The sequence below is a fragment of the Spirillospora sp. NPDC052242 genome (assembly GCF_040679555.1).
In the GTDB taxonomy this organism is placed as follows: domain Bacteria; phylum Actinomycetota; class Actinomycetes; order Streptosporangiales; family Streptosporangiaceae; genus Spirillospora.
Genome location: NZ_JBFAUZ010000021.1, coordinates 92863 through 108393, shown reverse-complemented (window position 1 = coordinate 108393; position 15531 = coordinate 92863). Strand labels below are relative to the sequence as shown.

Genomic DNA, 15531 nt, shown 5'->3' with positions numbered 1-15531 from the left:
GGACGGGCGCGCGTCCGGGCGCGTCCGCGCACGTCGCGCGGCATGAGATCAAGGTTTTCCCCCTTATCGATTCCTACTCTTGACTCGTTCAAGAAACTGGGACAGTCTTTCCGACGTGGCGACGGCCTTGGACTTCCAGCGGATGCTGCGCGGGGCCGCTCTGCGCGTGACCCGTCCCCGGACGGCCGTGCTGAGCGCGGTGCGGGCGCACCCCCACGCGGACACGGACACGATCATCGGCGCCGTGCGCAGCCGCCTTCCCAAGGTCTCCCACCAGGCCGTGTACGACTCGTTGCACACGCTGACCGCCGCGGGGCTCGTCCGGCGCATCCAGCCGTCCGGGTCCGTGGCGCGCTACGAGTTGCGGGTCGGGGACAACCACCACCACCTCGTGTGCCGGGCCTGCGGCGCGATCGCCGACGTCGACTGCGCCGTCGGCGAGGCGCCCTGCCTGACCGCCTCGGACGATCGCGGCTACGCGGTCGACGAGGCCGAGGTCGTCTACTGGGGGCTGTGTCCCGACTGCTCCACCGCCCAGAGTTCCTGATTGCCACCCACGCTCAGCACCGGAAGGAATCACATGGCCGACAACGTTCACGACACCGGCACGACGAGCGAAGGCGGCTGCCCCGTCGCGCACACCCGCGCCCCGCACCCGACGCAGGGCGGCGGCAACCGCGGCTGGTGGCCGGACCGGCTCAACCTGAAGCTGCTCGCCAAGAACCCCGCCGTGGCGAACCCGCTGGGCGAGGACTTCAACTACGCCGAGGCGTTCAACAGCCTCGACCTGCCCGCCGTGAAGGAGGACATCGCGCGCGTCCTCACGGACTCGCAGGACTGGTGGCCGGCCGACTTCGGGCACTACGGCCCGCTGATCATCCGGATGGCGTGGCACAGCGCGGGCACCTACCGCGTCAGCGACGGCCGGGGCGGCGCCGGCGCGGGCCAGCAGCGGTTCGCGCCGCTGAACAGCTGGCCGGACAACGCGAGCCTGGACAAGGCCCGCCGCATCCTGTGGCCGGTCAAGCAGAAGTACGGCCGCAAGATCTCCTGGGCCGACCTGATGATCCTGGCCGGCAACGTCGCCCTGGAGTCGATGGGCCTGGAGACGTACGGCTTCGGAGGTGGCCGCGAGGACGCCTGGGAGGCCGAGGAGGACGTCTTCTGGGGTCCGGAGACCGCCTGGCTGGACGACGAGCGCTACAGCGGCGACCGCGACCTGGAGAAGCCCCTCGCCGCGGTGCAGATGGGCCTCATCTACGTCAACCCGGAGGGCCCGAACGGCAACCCGGACCCGGTGGCCGCGGCCCGCGACATCCGCGAGACCTTCGGCCGCATGGGGATGAACGACGAGGAGACCGTCGCGCTGATCGCGGGCGGCCACACCTTCGGCAAGACGCACGGCGCGGCCCCCGGCGACGAGCACATCGGCCCCGAGCCCGAGGGCGCCCCGCTGGAGGACATGGGCCTCGGCTGGAAGAGCACGCACGGCACCGGCAAGGGCCGCGACTCCCACACCAGCGGCCTCGAGGTCACCTGGACGCCCACCCCCACCAAGTGGGACAACAGCTTCTGGGACGTCCTGTTCGGCTACGAGTGGGAGCTGACGAAGAGCCCGGCGGGCGCGCACCAGTGGCGGCCGAAGGACGGTGCGGGCGCCAACACGGTGCCCGACCCCGAGGACGGCACGCTGAACCGCCAGCCGATGATGCTGACGACCGACCTGTCGCTGCGCTTCGACCCGATCTACGAGCCGATCTCGCGGCGCTTCAAGGACAACCCGGACGAGTTCGCGGACGCCTTCGCCCGCGCCTGGTTCAAGCTGACGCACCGCGACATGGGCCCGGTCGTCCGCTACCTCGGCCCCGAGGTGCCGACCGAGGAGCTCGTCTGGCAGGACCCGGTCCCGGCGGTGGACCACGAGCTCGTCGGCCCCGAGGACGTCGCCGCCCTCAAGGCGCGGCTGCTCGACTCGGGCCTGTCGGTGTCCCAGCTGGCCGCCACCGCGTGGGCGGCGGCCGCGTCGTTCCGCGGCACCGACAAGCGGGGCGGCGCCAACGGCGCCCGCATCCGGCTGGAGCCGCAGCGGAACTGGGAGGTCAACGACCCCGACCAGCTCGCGACCGTCCTGCGCACCCTGGAGCAGGTGCAGGAGGCGTTCAACGCCGAGCAGACGGGCGGCAAGCGGATCTCGCTCGCCGACCTGATCGTGCTCGGCGGGTGCGCGGCCGTCGAGAAGGCCGCGAAGGACGCCGGCCACGACATCGAGGTGCCGTTCACCCCGGGCCGCACGGACGCGTCGCAGGAGCAGACCGACGTGGAGTCGTTCGAGGTGATGGAGCCCACGCACGACGGGTTCCGCAACTTCCTGAAGAAGGGGAACCAGCTTCCGGGCGAGTTCCTGCTGGTCGACCGGGCGAACCTGCTCACGCTGAGCGCGCCCGAGATGACCGTCCTCGTCGGCGGCCTGCGCGTCCTCGGCGTGAACCACGGGCAGACGTCCCTGGGCGTCCTCACCGACACCCCCGGGAAGCTGACGAACGACTTCTTCGTGAACCTGCTCGACATGGGCACGGTGTGGAAGCCGGTGGACGAGAACTCCGAGACCTTCGAGGGCCGCGACGCGTCCGGGAACGTCCGCTGGACGGGCAGCCGCGCCGACCTCGTGTTCGGCGCGAACTCCGAGCTCCGCGCGGTCGCGGAGGTCTACGCCGGCGACGACGCGAAGGAGAAGTTCGTCACCGACTTCGTCGCCGCGTGGGACAAGGTCATGAACCTCGACCGGTACGACCTCGCCGCGCTCGCCTGACCGACCGTTCCGGGCCGGCCCGCACGGGCCGGCCCGGCCGTCAGGCGGCCCGGCAGCGGGGGCACAGGCCCCAGAACGTCACATCCGCCTCGTCGACCAGGTACCCGGAGTCGTCGACCGGGTCGAGGCACGGCGGGTGCCCCACCGCGCAGTCGACGTCCTTGACGGCGCCGCACTTGCGGCACACCAGGTGATGGTGGTTGTCGCCGACGCGCCCCTCGAACCGGGCCGGGCTCCCGGCGGGTTCGATGCGCCGCACGAGGCCCGCCGCGGTGAGCGCGTGCAGCGCCTCGTACACCGCCTGCAGGCTGATGTGGCCCACGCGGTCGCGGACCCCCGACGCGATCGCCTCGACGCCGAGGTGGTCGCCGGCCCGGACGGTCTCGAGCAGCGCGACGCGGGCGGCCGTCACCCGCAGGCCGGCACCGCGCAGCTCCTGGGCGGCGTTCGGGGTCTGGGATGCGGTCATGGCGCCAACCTAACTTCACAAATGCGAACGATTCAAGACAACGAATGATGCGGCCGGGCGCGGCCAGCAGTAAACTACCCGCCCGCATCGACCGCCCGGGCACCCCTCCCGGCCCCGCGGCGGCCCGCCGCGCCCCGCGTCGGCGCACGAAAAGAGCCGGACCGCCCCCCGAGGGGCGATCCGGCTTCCGCGTCCCGGACGTGTCCGGAGTCACCCGGCGCGGACGTCCTCCCGGGGGTGCGGCTTGCGCGCCTCGTACCGCTTCGGCAGCCGGAACCCGCGCTCGTCCATCACCGCGCGGAGCAGGTCGGGCCGGTCGGTGATGATGCCGTCCACGCCGTCATCGATCAGCTTGTTCATCGTGGCCGTGTCGTTGACCGTCCAGGGCACCACCTTCAGCCCGAGCCGGTGCGCCCGCCGCACCATGTCCCCGGTGACGTAGGGCCGGTAGCCGGGGTCGGTGACCTTCCCGTTCTGCGGGAATCCGTGCACCGGCGAGAACGCGGACGCCCCGAACGACCGGACGGCCTTCAGCGGGTCGCCGCCGAAGTCGTCGATGTCGATGCCGCCCAGCCACGGCGACCGCCCGGGCTGACCGGTCTGCAGGAAGTCGTAGTTGGTGAGCGCCACCAGCTCCAGCCGCGGCTCCACCTCGCGCATCCGCATCAGCGCGCCCCAGTCGAAGCTCTGGATCGTCACCTGCCGCAGCATCCGCGCCTTGCGCACCTCGTGCGCGGTGATCCGGACGAACTGCTCGCGCGGCGCCGTCTCGTGCGGCGCCCCCGCCTCGACCTTCGTCTCGATGTTGAGCTTCACGCCGTACGCCCGGTACCGGTGCACGAGGTCGAACACCTCGCCGAGCAGCGGCATCCGCGCCCCCGGCACGGGCCGCTGGCCCGGGTGCTCCGGCAGCGTCAGCGACCCGCAGTCGAGGGTCCGCACCTGCCGCAGCGTCAGGTCCTTGACGTACTTCCCGACGTACGGGTACTCGGGGTCGCCGGGGAACGCGGGCCCGGTGTCCCGGCACTTGCGCGCGCTGACCTGCCGGTCGTGGGTGACGACCGCGCGCCGGTCCGCGGTGATCTGCACGTCCAGCTCCAGCGTGCTCACGCCGAGCTCCAGCGCGTTCGCGAACGCCGCCGTCGTGCTCTCCGCCACCAGCCCGAGCCCGCCCCGGTGCGCCTGCAGGTCGAACCGCGTCCCGCGCCGCTCCCCGGCCTCCGCGGGCACCGCGAGCCCGCCCGCCAGCACGGCCGCCGCGCACACCGCCGCCGCCCTCCGCCACATCCTCATGAGCGCTCTTCCTTCCGCCACGGCGCCGCGCCGGGGCGGCCACCACCCTCGACGCCGGCCGCTGCGCCCGCCCGTGCACCGGATGACGCGCACATGATCACCGCCTGAACACCCGACCACGGCCCTCGGCGCGCGCGGCCCTAAGCGGCTACCGGCACAATGTGCGGGGTGTCCTACTTGTGCCACGGAGCCGCCCACCAGGGCCGACCGGGGTAAGAGGGTGCAGGATTCCACTCGTCATCACCGTGGGCGTGAACATGAACTCTGAGACCGAAGAGGCTCCGGCAGTGCCCGGAAGGCTCCTGAACCTTCGATCCCGGCTGCCCAAGGCGCCGGATCGGCCTCCGACGTCGGTCTTCGTCCTCGGCACCCTGTTCTCGGGGTCGACGCTGATCGGCCGCGACATGACGACCCGGATCAAGAAGGCCCACTACGTGGGCGAGCTGAACAACTTCACCCAGCTCCCCGGGTTCAGCCACAAGGACGCCGGGATGATCTGCGGCCCGTGCTCCCTGCTCGGCCGGGAGTGCCGCCACTTCACCGACGCGCTCCGCGAGCGCGTGACGTACGACGACATCCTCGGCATGCACGGGGAGTTCGCGCGGTCGCTGGGCGCCGCGGCGATCCTCGACGGGAGCAAGTACGTCGCCTGGCTCCGCCGGGCCGTCGAGCAGAAGCAGGCCGACCCGGCGAACCGGACCCCGATCAGCGTCATCCTGACCGCGCGGAACCCGATCGCCTTCGCGATCAGCCACCGCAACCGGACGGGCGAGCCGCTGTGGCAGGGCGCGGGCATCTGGCGGAACACCTACGTCGACGCGCTCCGGACGGTGAACACGCACGGGCTCCCGCACATGGTGGTGCGCTACGAGGGCTACATGGCGCGCCCGGAGCGGCACCTCGACCGGCTGGCCGCCTTCCTGCACCTCCCGCTCCGCGACAAGGCGGACAACAGCCGCATCCACGACGCCGGGGGCAACTGGAGCTCCTTCGTGCCCTACGTCGGCAAGGAGCAGCTCGAGGCGCACATCGGACGGCTCGACGGGCCCGCCCGCGCCGAGGCGGAGCTGTTCGTGGAGAAGGCGCGCCCCTACTGGAACAACGAGAAGCCCAAGGCGGACACCCGCTGGCACCGCAGCCTCACCACGGGCGAGGCCAACGCGATCCTGAGCACCCCCGGGCTGGCCGACATCGCGAGCCTCGTCGGCTACAACGTCGCCGAACTGGTCCACCGGGCCGTCAAGCCGAACCGGCCGCCGGCGGACCGCGGCGGCGTCCCCGCGAAGGGCGCGGAGCCCGCCGCGGGGTGAGCGACGTCCGGCTCACTCCGGCAGGACGGTGATCTGCGGGGCGCCCGTGCGGGGATGCGCGGTGACCTCGGCGTCGACGCGGTACACGTCGGCGAGCAGGTCCGCGGTGAGCACCTCGGCGGGCGTCCCGGCGGCGACCGTCCGCCCGCCGTCCAGCACGTGCACGCGGTCGCAGTACGCCGCGGCGAGGTTCAGGTCGTGCAGCGCGATGACGGCCGTGACGCCGAGGCGGCGGACGAGCCGGAGCGCGTCGATCTGGTGGCGCAGGTCGAGGTGGTTGGTCGGCTCGTCCAGTACCAGCGTGCCGGTGCGCTGGGCGAGCGCGCGGGCGATGAGGACGCGCTGCTTCTCGCCGCCCGACAGCCGGTCGAACGGCGCGTCCGCCAGGTCCGCGGCCTCCAGCTCGGCCAGCGCGCCGAAGATGATCTTCCGGTCGGCGTCGTCGTCGCCCTGGAACGCGCGCTTGTGCGGGGTGCGGCCCATCGCGACGACGTCGTACGCGGTCAGCTCGAAGTCCCCCGGGGCCTCCTGCAGGACGGCGGCGAGCCGCCGCGCGAGGTGCCGGCCGGGCATCCGCCGCACATCGTCGCCGTCCAGCAGGACGCGCCCGGACGCCGGGCGCAGCGCCCGGTAGAACGTGCGCAGCAGCGTCGACTTGCCCGCCCCGTTCGGCCCGACGAGGCCGATGACCTGGGACGGCGCCGCGACCAGCGACACGCGGTCGACGAGCGTCCGGCCGCCGAGCACCACCGACACCGCCTCCGCCTCGAGCGTCCCGGGCTCGATCCCCGCGGTCATCGGGCCGCCTTCCGCCGCATCAGGTACAGGAACACCGGGCCGCCCACCAGGGCGGTGAGGATGCCGACGGGGATCTCCTCCGGGCTGACCAGGGTCCGCGCGGCCAGGTCGGCGGCGATCAGGAAGGACGCGCCGAGCAGCGCGACGACCGGGAGCGCGCGGCGGTGGTCGGCGCCGACCAGCAGCCGGACGGCGTGCGGCATGATCAGCCCGACGAACCCGATCGCGCCGCTGACCGCGACGATCGTCCCGATCATCAGCGCGACCAGCACGAACAGCGCGGCGCGGAAGCGGTGCACGTCCATGCCGAGCGCCGTCGCGGCCTCCTCCCCGGCCAGCAGCAGGTTCAGCGGGCGGGACAGCCCGAGCAGGACCGCGGTGCCGGCCAGCACCGCGGCCGCCGGGATCCACAGCACCGTCCAGGTGGTGCCGCCCAGGCCGCCGAGCATCCAGCGCAGCGCCGACTCCGCGCCGTGCGGGTCGTCCGAGGTGATGACGAGGTAGCTCGCGACCGCCGACAGCACCTCGGCCGTCGCGACGCCCGCGAGGACGAGCCGCACGGTCGTCATCCGGCCGCCCGAGCGGGCGAGCGCGTACACCAGGACGAGGGCGAGGAGGGCGCCGCCGAACGCCGCCAGCGGCAGCGAGAACATCCCGAACCAGGACACGTGGAACACCACGACCAGCACCGCCCCGACCGACGCGCCGGACGACACCCCGAGCAGCATCGGGTCGGCGAGCGGGTTCCGGACGATCGCCTGCAGCGCCATGCCGCACACCGACAGGCCCGCGCCGACGACCCCGCACAGCAGGACCCGCGGGAGCCGGACGTCCAGCACGATCGTCTCGCGGGCGGGCGTCCAGTCCACGGCGGCCAGCGCGGGGTGCAGCCGGTGCAGCAGGACGCCCCACACCTGGTCGGGCGGGATGCCGACGGACCCGACGGCGATCCCGGCCGTCGCGGTCCCGAGCAGCAGCGCGCCGAGCAGCCCGAGGACGAGCGGGTACGGCGCGCGCACGCGGGGGAGCGCGGCCCGTCCGGCGGCTCCGGTCACGCGAAGCGGTCCGGATGGAGCTGGCGGGCGAGCGCCTCCACCGCGCCCGCCGCCCGCACGCCCGTGACCGTCGACGACAGCGGCAGCACCGCGAACCGCTCGTTCCTGATGGCGGGCACGTCCTGCAACGCGGGGTTATCCAGGAGGAACTTCTTCTTGTCCTCGACCGGCTGATCGCCGTAGTCGTAGATGAGGATCACCTCGGGGGCGCGCTCGGCGAACTGCTCGAACGAGACGTCGCCGTACGCGTCGTCCAGGTCGGCGAACAGGTTGGCGCCGCCCGCGAGCCGGATGATCTCGTTGCCGATCCCGGCGCCGCCCGAGGTGAACACGGTCTTGTCGCCGCTGTCGTACACGGCGACCTTCAGCGGGCCGGCGCCCGCCAGCGCGGCGGCGGTCCGCCCGAGGACGGCGCGCATGGCCGCGATCCGCTCCTCGGCCCGCGCCGACACCCCGAAGATCTTCGCGACGGTGCGGATCTCCTCCTCGACCGTCGCCATCGTCACCGGGCCGCCGGGGCACTCCTCGATGTTGAGGTGCGTGTCGATGCCGGCCTCGCGGAGGGCCGCGCGGCTCCGGCCGTCCTTCTCCGCGAACGCGCTGGCCCACCCGCCGTACACGAAGTCGGGTTCGGCGGCCAGCAGCACCTCGAACGACGGGTACTCGTCGGCCAGCACCTCGATCCCGCCGTACGCCCGCTCGAACTCCGGCAGGACGGCGTCGTCCGGGAACGCGGTCCCGACCATCGACTTCTCGAGGCCGAGCGCGAGCATCACCTCGGTCGCGTGCTGGTTCAGCGACACCGCGCGGCGCGGGGGCCGCTCGTAGGAGGTCGTGACGCCGCAGTTCTCGATCGTCACCGGGAAGCCGGGCGGCGCGGCGCCGTCCCGTCCGTCCGCGGCGCGCCCGGACGCGCCGCAGCCCGACACCAGGAGCACGAGCGCGAGCACGAACGCGGGCACCGGCGCCCGTCCGCCACGATCCCGGACCACCGGGATTCCAACGGCCATGTCAGCCTCTCCTCTCTGGGGAGATCCGCCCCAGTTCCCATGAGGAGGCGACCGCGTGAGTCTCCTGGCTCTCGGGTCGTCGCTCGCCCCGGCCTTCCCGCCCCGGGAGGGGCGGTGGCGTGTTCGGGGTCCGCTCGCCGATCACAGTGGCGGGACCGCGCCGGATTCGCACCGGCTTCCTCGTTCCGCCGTCGCCTACGCGGGCCATTGTGACACAGCAGGCAAGCCTCGCCTTCGTGGACATATTGCAAACAACTCGCATTTGCGGCTTAGATGCATCAGGTGGGCGGCGGCGCGTCCATCGACGAGGAGGAGCCCGACATGACGGAGACCGCCGTCTGGCAGGACTGGCAGGACAGCTGGGACCGGCAGCAGGAGTGGTACATGCCGGACCGGGAGGAACGCTTCCGGGTGATGCTCGACATGGTCGAGGCGCTCGCCGGGCCCGAACCGGTCGTCCTCGACCTCGCCTGCGGCACCGGCAGCATCACCGACCGGCTGCTGAAGCGCCTCCCCGGCGCCCGCGCCACCGGCGTCGACATCGACCCGGCCCTGCTCACCATCGCCCGCGGCCACTTCGCCGGCGACGACCGGGTCGAGCTCGTCACCGCCGACCTGACCGACCCCCGCTGGACGGACGCGCTGCCCCGCCGCGGCTACGACGCCGTCCTCACCGCCACCGCCCTGCACTGGCTCGACAGCGAACCGCTGCGCGTCCTGTACGGGCAGGTCAGGGACGTGCTGCGGGACGGCGGCGTCTTCCTCAACGCCGACCACATGACCGACGAGTCGGCCCCGCGCCTCAACGCGGCCGCCGCGGCCCTGCACGCCGCCCGGCAGGAGCGCGCGCGGGCGGACGGGGCGCTCGACTGGCGCGCCTGGTGGACGGCCGTCGCCGACGACCCCGTCCTCGCCGAACCGGCCCGCCGTCGGTTCGCCGCCCTCGGCGACCCGCGCGGCCCCGCCCGCCCCCAGGCCGACCGTCCCACCACCACCCGGTGGCACCTCGACGCCCTGCGCGAGCAGGGGTTCGCCGAGGCGCGGCAGGTGTGGTGCTCGCACTGCGACGCCCTCGTGGCGGCCCTGCGGTAACCGGACCGATGATTTCCGGCTCCCCGCCCGGTCGACCCTCTCGACGATGACGAAGGAAGAACCACCGGCCCCGGCGGCACGCGCGTCCGGCTGGAACCGCTCAAGGACGAGTCCGCGCACTGGTACCGCGTCGTCTACCCGTGACGCCTAGACGGCCGACTTCCGGTGGAGGTCGAGGATGTCGGTGCCGTTGAGCCGCCACACCTCCATCAGGCCGTGGAAGCCGTCCTCCCCGTCGCGGACGAACAGGAACTCGGCGTCGGTCATCGGCACGACCGTCACGAACCGGAGCACGGCCTCCCCGGCGGCGTCGCGGAAGTAGCAGAACTCCTGCGGCAGGAGCGGGTGCAGGAAGTAGGCGAAGGCGGAGATCCGGGTGTCCGGGATGAGCGGCTCCGCGTTCCGGTACCCGCCCCCGTAGCCGTGCCCCCGCCCGTTCTTCACCGCGTTCGAGGCGGCGACGTGCACCAGGTAGCCCGCCTCCCCCTCCTGCCCCGGACGCGCCGAACACACGATCTCCTCCGGGAACTCGAACTCCAGGTCCTGGAACCGGAGCCCGGTGCTCGCGGCCGACACCATCTCCAGCTCGGGGTGCCGGTGGTAGCCGATCGCGAACCCGCGGTTGTACCCGAGGACGTCCGGCGGCTCGGCGTGCGTCACCGGGCCGAGGTGGCGCTCGGCGTGCTCGAACAGACCTTCGTAAGGGGACGTCATCCCCGAACCCTAGGGGCCTTTCGCGTTCCTTTATGCGCGCTTCAGTAGAAAATGGGGACGCACACGGGAGGGCACGCATGATCGTCGGTTTCCTCATGTCGCACGGCATGCTCGCGCACCACGGGGGCGGGGGCAGCTACGACGCGAGCCGTCCGCTCTACCTGCGCGGCCGGGTGATCCAGGCGCGGTACGGGTTCCCGCACGCCCAGCTGCGGATCGAGGTCCCGGCGAACCTGACCGTCCCGTCCCGGCTGCCCGGCGCCGACCGGCTGCGCGGGCACGACGCCTGGGGCGGGCCGCCCGCTCCGGAGGGCGCGGGGCAGGTCCGCGACCTGCTCCTCCCGCCCGACATCACCGGCACGCTGAACGACATGTCCGGCCGCCCGAACGTCGGGGACGAGGTCGCGGCGATCGTCTACCGCCGCTGCGACGCCGAGGGCGACGAGTACTCGGGCGAACTGCGCGTCCAGATGATCTACACCGGGACGGGGACCCACCGGTACCGGGGCAGCATCACCCGCATCGTGGACCGCTGCCTCGACGCCGCCCGCCCCCGCTCGTCCGGTCCCGCCGCCCGCGGCGCCCCCGCCCCGGCGGGCGCCCCCGCGGCGACCGGCGCGGACGACCCGCCGGTCTTCCTGCTGGGCGGGAGCGCGCTCGTGGCGGCGGGCGTCGTCGCGGGCCTCATCCGGCTCCGCAACCGCCGGGCCGGCCGGTGACCCTGGACGGCGTCCTCGCCTGGCTCGAGGCCACCGCCCCGGCCGCCGCCGTCCGGGACGGCCGCTGGACGTACGCGCTGACCGCGTCCGCCCACCTCATCGGCCTCGCCACGATGTTCGGCGCCATCGCGCTCCTCGACCTGCGGCTGCTCGGCGCGTCCCGCCGCCTGCCGGTCGCGACCCTCGCCCGGCACACCCTCCCGCCCGCCCGCGCGGCCTTCGCCCTGACCGCCGCCAGCGGCCTCCTGCTGTTCTCCGCGAACGCCACGCAGGTCGCGCACAACACCGCGTTCCAGGTGAAGATCCTGCTCATCGGCGCCGCGGGCCTGAACATCCTGCTGTTCCACACCGGCGTGTTCCGCACCGTCCGCGACTGGGACACGGGCGTCCGCCCCCCGCCGTCCGCCCGCGCCGCCGCCCTCGTCTCCCTCACCGCCTGGCCCCTCGTCATCGCCTGCGGCCGCCTCATCGCCTACACCTGACCCCGTGGACCCCCGGTGCCCGTCCGGCTACCGTCCGAACAAGCGGTGCCGCCGGAGCGTCTACTCGTTTCGATGATCGGCACTGGACGCGACGGTCTCGGCTCCCCGGGGGATCACCATGGCTGGACTGCATGACGGCGAGCCGCAGCAACTCGGCGGGTACATCCTCGACCGGCGGCTGGGCGAGGGCGGGCAGGGGGTCGTCTACGAGGGGTACGGCCCCGGCCCCGCGCACGCACGGGTGGCGGTCAAGGCGCTGCACGGCGTCCCGGACCTGGGGAACCGGAAGAGGCTCGCCAAGGAGATCGAGGCCTGGCGGCGGGTGGAGCCCCACTGCACCGCGAAGATCCTGGACGCCGAGCTGGACGGCCCGGTCCCGTTCGTGGTCAGCGAGTACGTGCCCGGCCCGAACCTGCGGCAGGCCGTCGACCGGCGCATGATCGAGCCCGACCCGTACGGCCCGGAGGAACTGCGCCGGCTGGCGATCGGGGTGGCCGCCGCCCTGGTGGGGATCCACCGGGCGAAGGTGGTCCACCGCGACCTCAAGCCCGAGAACATCCTGCTCGGCCCGGACGGCCCACGGGTCATCGACTTCGGCATCGCGCGGATCGTGGCGGGGCCCGGCACGACCGGGCTCCTCAAGGGCACCCTCCGGTACATGCCGCCGGAGCGGTACCGGGGCGAGCCCGGCGACGCGAAGGTGGACGTGTGGAGCTGGGGCGCGGTCGTCCTGTTCGCGGCGACCGGCCGGCACGCCTTCGACGGCGCGACCGTGCACCTCGTCGCGAAGGCGGTCGACACCCACGAGCCCGACACGTCGATGCTGGAGGAGCCGCTGCGGTCGCTGGTGTCGGCGGCGCTGTCCAAGGACCCCGCCGGCCGGCCCAGGTCCGAGGACCTGCTCCTCGCCCTGGCCGGCGGGCTGGACCTGAAGGCGGCCACGGCGCAGGCCGCCGCCGCGGGCGCGCCCGAGCCGGTGCCGCCGTCCCGCGCCGAGTCGGCGGAAGAGGTGTTCGCCGGACTGGACGGGCGGGCCCAGGACGCGGTCCCCGGAATCCTGCTGCGCCTGGTGGCCCCCGGCGAACGCGCCGAGGACACGCTGCGGTCGGCGCGCAGGGCCGACTTCTCGGACGGCCGGACGGACGAGGCGCTCGTCGACGAGGTACTGGACGCCTTCGCCGCGGCGGACGCCGTCGTCCGGGACGGCGACGCGTACACGCTCGCCAGCGCCGCGCTCATCCGCGCCTGGCCCCGCCTGCGCGGTTGGGCCGCCGCGGAACGCGGCGGGCTGGAGATCCATCGGGATCTGGCCGCCGCCGCGCGGCTCTGGGACGACCACGGACGCAAGGGCGCCGACCTCTACCAGGGGACCGCGCTGGAACGCGCGCGGTCGTGGGCGGCGACCGGCCGCGTACACCTGACGCTCAACCTCGTCGAGCGCGCGTTCCTGGACGCCGCCGCGGCGGGGGCGCGGCGGCGCGCCCGGCGGCGCGCCCTGGTCGGTCTCGCCCTGGCCGTCCTGCTGGTCATCGCGACCGGCGCCGCCGCCGTCGCGGTCCGGCAGCGGGAGATCGTCGCCGGGCAGCGCGACCGCGCGACCTCCGTGCAGATCGCCGGGCTCGCCCAGTCCCTCCGGCGGACCGACCCGGACCTCGCGCGGCGGCTCGCGGTCGCCGCGGCCCGCCTCGGCCGCAATCCCGACTCGCATTCCGCCCTGCTCACCCTGCGCTACCAGTGGGAGAAGAGCGCCGTCCGGCTGCACGGGTTCCGCGCGGAGCACTCCGCCCTGGACGGCGCCGGGCGGATCCTGGCGGTCGCCGGCGGCACCCGGGTGGAGTTCTGGAACACCGAGACCCGCGAACGCACCGGCGTCTACGCGCCCCCGGCGGAGGTCGTCCACCTGTCGCTCGCGGACGACGGCCGGACCGCCGCGGTGACCGTCGCGAGCGGGCGGACGCGCTTGGTCGACACGTCGGGCGGGCGCCTCCGCGACGAGCGCACCTACCCCGCGCCGGGCACGGGCATCATCGGATTCCGGACGGCCCTCAGCCCGCAGGGCGCCTACCTCGTGATCGGCCGGCCCGACCGGGCCGGCGCCGATGTCTGGGACACGCGGACCGGCAAGAAGGTCGTCACCGTGACCGGTCTGCGCAGCGCGGCGCGGCGGACGTCGTTCACCCACGACGAACGGCTGATCTCGCTCCCCGGGGAGGACGGCGAGCCGTTCACCTGGCTCGACACGCGCACCGGCGACCGGGTGGACGTGCCCGACCTGCGGCCCGGCGTCGACGAACCCGTCGGCTTCAGCCGGGACGGCCGGTTCGCGGCCTTGAACGCCGAGGGCGGCGGGATCCGCCTTCACGACCGCGAGTCCGGCCACGTCGTCGAGCTGCGGGGCGCCGACGAGTTCGCGCTGTTCCCGCCCCGCTTCAGCCATGACGGCCGGTTCGTCGCCCAGGGCGGCATCATCTGGTCGACGGACGGCGTGCGGCGCGACCCGCTCCGGCGCTACGTCACCACCGGAAGCGAGTGCAGCGGCGAGATCGCGCACCCCTTCACCCCTGACGGCTCGGCGATGCGCTGCGTGGGCGAGGACGGAGCCGTCCGGACCTTCGACATCGGCGCGGTCACCAAGGTGCCGCCCATCAAGGGCGATCGCTACGGTTCGAGCTCCTCGCGCGGCGCGGTGAGCGCCGACCGCTCCACCTTCGCGGCGGTCGCCGAGGAGAACATCGAGATCTGGTCCGCGACGGATCAGACCAGGCGCGCCGTCATCAAGGCGGGCACCGGGCGGTCGTCGGCGACGGCCGCCGACGCGAGCGGGAACGCCGCCTCGCGCGCGTTCGTCCCGCTCAGGCGGTACGTCACCGGGATCGAGCTCAGCCGGGACGGTCGTCTCGTGGGGGTTCTCGCCGGCACCGCGGACGGGCCCGCGCCGACCGAGATCGAGATCTGGGACACGGTGCGCGAGGCGCGGCTCGGCAGCGTCCCCACCCCGCTCGGCCGGGACCGGATCGGCCAGGCGGTCCAGGAGTTCGCGTTCTCGCCCGACGGGAAGTCCCTCGCCGTCCACGCCAAGGCCACCGACGGGTACAACGCCCTGGCCTTCTGGGACCTGGCCACCATGACCAAGATCCGGGAGATCCGCGGCAACCTCGGCTACGGCCACGAGTCCGCGCTGGTCTTCCACCCGGACGGCCGGTCGGTGATCGCCGCGCCGAACTTCGGCCGCGTGGAGTTCCCCTCCGGCCGCGTCCTCACGAAGGGCGTCCACGACCTCCGGGTCGACGCGATCGGCGCGGACGGCGCGACCCTCTTCGAGTTCCCGGGGTACGACCGGCCGTTCCTCCGGTCGCGGGACGCCCGCACCTTCCGGGCGTCCGGCGGGGACATGCGCACCGGCCCCGTGCCTCGGTCGGACGGCGGGTCCGTCGCCGCCGGACCGGACGGCCGCCTGTTCGCGACCGTGCACGAGAGCACCGACGGCCCGGACGTCAAGCTGTGGGACCGCACCGCCCGCAGGCAGCTCGGCCCGACCTTCACCGGCCCGATCGACGGGATCGTCGCGATCGCCTTCGCGCCCGACGGGTCCACCGTGACCGCGATGGACCAGCGAAGCAGGTTCTTCACCTATACGGTCGCCCCATCCCGCCTGGTCCGGGAGCTGTGCGAGCGGTCGGGCGCGCTGACCGAGCGGGAATGGCGGGCCCACATCCCCGACGTCCCGTACCGCGACACCTGCTGACCGCCCTCGACCGGAGACGGCGGTTCACGTCCGGG

Annotated in this window: 13 protein-coding genes and 1 riboswitch; of the genes, 7 read left to right on the top strand and 6 right to left on the bottom strand. The window is 73.7% G+C overall.

What is annotated here, in order from left to right:
- The first annotated feature begins 142 nt into the window (after positions 1-142).
- Both AB0L25_RS18970 and katG read left to right on the top strand, forming a co-directional pair.
- A complete protein-coding gene (locus tag AB0L25_RS18970; RefSeq protein WP_500173832.1) occupies positions 143-547 on the top strand; it encodes a Fur family transcriptional regulator in 405 nt (134 codons plus the stop codon).
- A gap of 33 nt (positions 548-580) precedes the next feature.
- Positions 581-2809, top strand: a complete 2229-nt coding sequence (gene katG / locus AB0L25_RS18965) for a catalase/peroxidase HPI (protein ID WP_500173771.1) — start codon at positions 581-583, stop codon at positions 2807-2809.
- A gap of 40 nt (positions 2810-2849) precedes the next feature.
- On the opposite strand, the gene AB0L25_RS18960 is transcribed toward katG, so the two are convergent.
- Both AB0L25_RS18960 and AB0L25_RS18955 read right to left on the bottom strand, forming a co-directional pair.
- Positions 2850-3278 carry a Fur family transcriptional regulator gene (locus AB0L25_RS18960; protein ID WP_500173769.1) on the bottom strand — a complete coding sequence of 143 codons (429 nt, stop codon included), beginning with the start codon at positions 3276-3278 and terminating at the stop codon, positions 2850-2852.
- Positions 3279-3488: 210 nt separating this feature from the next.
- The gene (locus AB0L25_RS18955; protein ID WP_500173767.1) at positions 3489-4571 is read right to left on the bottom strand and encodes a glycerophosphodiester phosphodiesterase family protein; all 1083 of its coding nucleotides are present in this window, start codon (positions 4569-4571) and stop codon (positions 3489-3491) included.
- Positions 4572-4858: 287 nt separating this feature from the next.
- Between AB0L25_RS18955 and AB0L25_RS18950 the strand changes: the two genes are divergently transcribed.
- A complete protein-coding gene (locus AB0L25_RS18950) occupies positions 4859-5881 on the top strand; it encodes a sulfotransferase family protein (RefSeq protein ID WP_500173766.1) in 1023 nt (340 codons plus the stop codon).
- 12 nt (positions 5882-5893) lie between these two features.
- On the opposite strand, the gene AB0L25_RS18945 is transcribed toward AB0L25_RS18950, so the two are convergent.
- From AB0L25_RS18945 to AB0L25_RS18935, 3 genes are read right to left on the bottom strand one after another with little or no spacing between them, the layout of a single operon-like run.
- Complete coding sequence (locus AB0L25_RS18945; RefSeq protein ID WP_500173764.1) at positions 5894-6679, bottom strand: ABC transporter ATP-binding protein; 786 nt, start codon at positions 6677-6679, stop codon at positions 5894-5896.
- A complete protein-coding gene (locus tag AB0L25_RS18940; RefSeq protein ID WP_500173762.1) occupies positions 6676-7734 on the bottom strand; it encodes a FecCD family ABC transporter permease in 1059 nt (352 codons plus the stop codon). The genes AB0L25_RS18945 and AB0L25_RS18940 overlap by 4 nt, the downstream gene beginning before the upstream one ends.
- Complete coding sequence (locus AB0L25_RS18935) at positions 7731-8744, bottom strand: ABC transporter substrate-binding protein (protein WP_500173759.1); 1014 nt, start codon at positions 8742-8744, stop codon at positions 7731-7733. Before AB0L25_RS18935 ends, AB0L25_RS18940 begins: the two co-directional genes overlap by 4 nt.
- A 37-nt stretch (positions 8745-8781) precedes the next feature.
- Positions 8782-8962, bottom strand: a riboswitch (cobalamin riboswitch).
- A gap of 55 nt (positions 8963-9017) precedes the next feature.
- On the opposite strand from AB0L25_RS18935, the gene AB0L25_RS18930 reads away from it, so the two are divergent.
- The gene (locus tag AB0L25_RS18930) at positions 9018-9836 is read left to right on the top strand and encodes a class I SAM-dependent methyltransferase (RefSeq protein WP_500173757.1); all 819 of its coding nucleotides are present in this window, start codon (positions 9018-9020) and stop codon (positions 9834-9836) included.
- Between the two features lie 147 nt (positions 9837-9983).
- Here AB0L25_RS18930 and AB0L25_RS18925 read toward each other — a convergent pair whose 3' ends face one another.
- Complete coding sequence (locus tag AB0L25_RS18925) at positions 9984-10550, bottom strand: suppressor of fused domain protein (RefSeq protein WP_500173755.1); 567 nt, start codon at positions 10548-10550, stop codon at positions 9984-9986.
- A gap of 77 nt (positions 10551-10627) precedes the next feature.
- On the opposite strand from AB0L25_RS18925, the gene AB0L25_RS18920 reads away from it, so the two are divergent.
- The 3 genes from AB0L25_RS18920 to AB0L25_RS18910 all read left to right on the top strand — a co-directional run bounded on the left by AB0L25_RS18920 (position 10628) and on the right by AB0L25_RS18910 (position 15496).
- Positions 10628-11269, top strand: a complete 642-nt coding sequence (locus tag AB0L25_RS18920; RefSeq protein WP_500173753.1) for a hypothetical protein — start codon at positions 10628-10630, stop codon at positions 11267-11269.
- Positions 11266-11751, top strand: coding sequence for a DUF6644 family protein (locus AB0L25_RS18915; protein ID WP_500173751.1), 486 nt, complete (start codon positions 11266-11268; stop codon positions 11749-11751). The genes AB0L25_RS18920 and AB0L25_RS18915 overlap by 4 nt, the downstream gene beginning before the upstream one ends.
- A 118-nt stretch (positions 11752-11869) precedes the next feature.
- Positions 11870-15496, top strand: coding sequence for a WD40 repeat domain-containing serine/threonine protein kinase (locus tag AB0L25_RS18910; protein WP_500173749.1), 3627 nt, complete (start codon positions 11870-11872; stop codon positions 15494-15496).
- The last annotated feature ends 35 nt before the right edge of the window (positions 15497-15531 follow it).

Coding starts and splice junctions, on each gene's coding strand:
- AB0L25_RS18960 (WP_500173769.1), bottom strand. CDS start 3,278: ATGACCGCATCCCAGACCCCGAACGCCGCCCAGGAGCTGCGCGGTGCC.
- AB0L25_RS18930 (WP_500173757.1), top strand. CDS start 9,018: ATGCATCAGGTGGGCGGCGGCGCGTCCATCGACGAGGAGGAGCCCGAC.
- AB0L25_RS18955 (WP_500173767.1), bottom strand. CDS start 4,571: ATGAGGATGTGGCGGAGGGCGGCGGCGGTGTGCGCGGCGGCCGTGCTG.
- AB0L25_RS18910 (WP_500173749.1), top strand. CDS start 11,870: ATGGCTGGACTGCATGACGGCGAGCCGCAGCAACTCGGCGGGTACATC.
- AB0L25_RS18970 (WP_500173832.1), top strand. CDS start 143: ATGCTGCGCGGGGCCGCTCTGCGCGTGACCCGTCCCCGGACGGCCGTG.
- AB0L25_RS18935 (WP_500173759.1), bottom strand. CDS start 8,744: ATGGCCGTTGGAATCCCGGTGGTCCGGGATCGTGGCGGACGGGCGCCG.
- AB0L25_RS18920 (WP_500173753.1), top strand. CDS start 10,628: ATGATCGTCGGTTTCCTCATGTCGCACGGCATGCTCGCGCACCACGGG.
- katG (WP_500173771.1), top strand. CDS start 581: ATGGCCGACAACGTTCACGACACCGGCACGACGAGCGAAGGCGGCTGC.
- AB0L25_RS18925 (WP_500173755.1), bottom strand. CDS start 10,550: ATGACGTCCCCTTACGAAGGTCTGTTCGAGCACGCCGAGCGCCACCTC.
- AB0L25_RS18945 (WP_500173764.1), bottom strand. CDS start 6,679: ATGACCGCGGGGATCGAGCCCGGGACGCTCGAGGCGGAGGCGGTGTCG.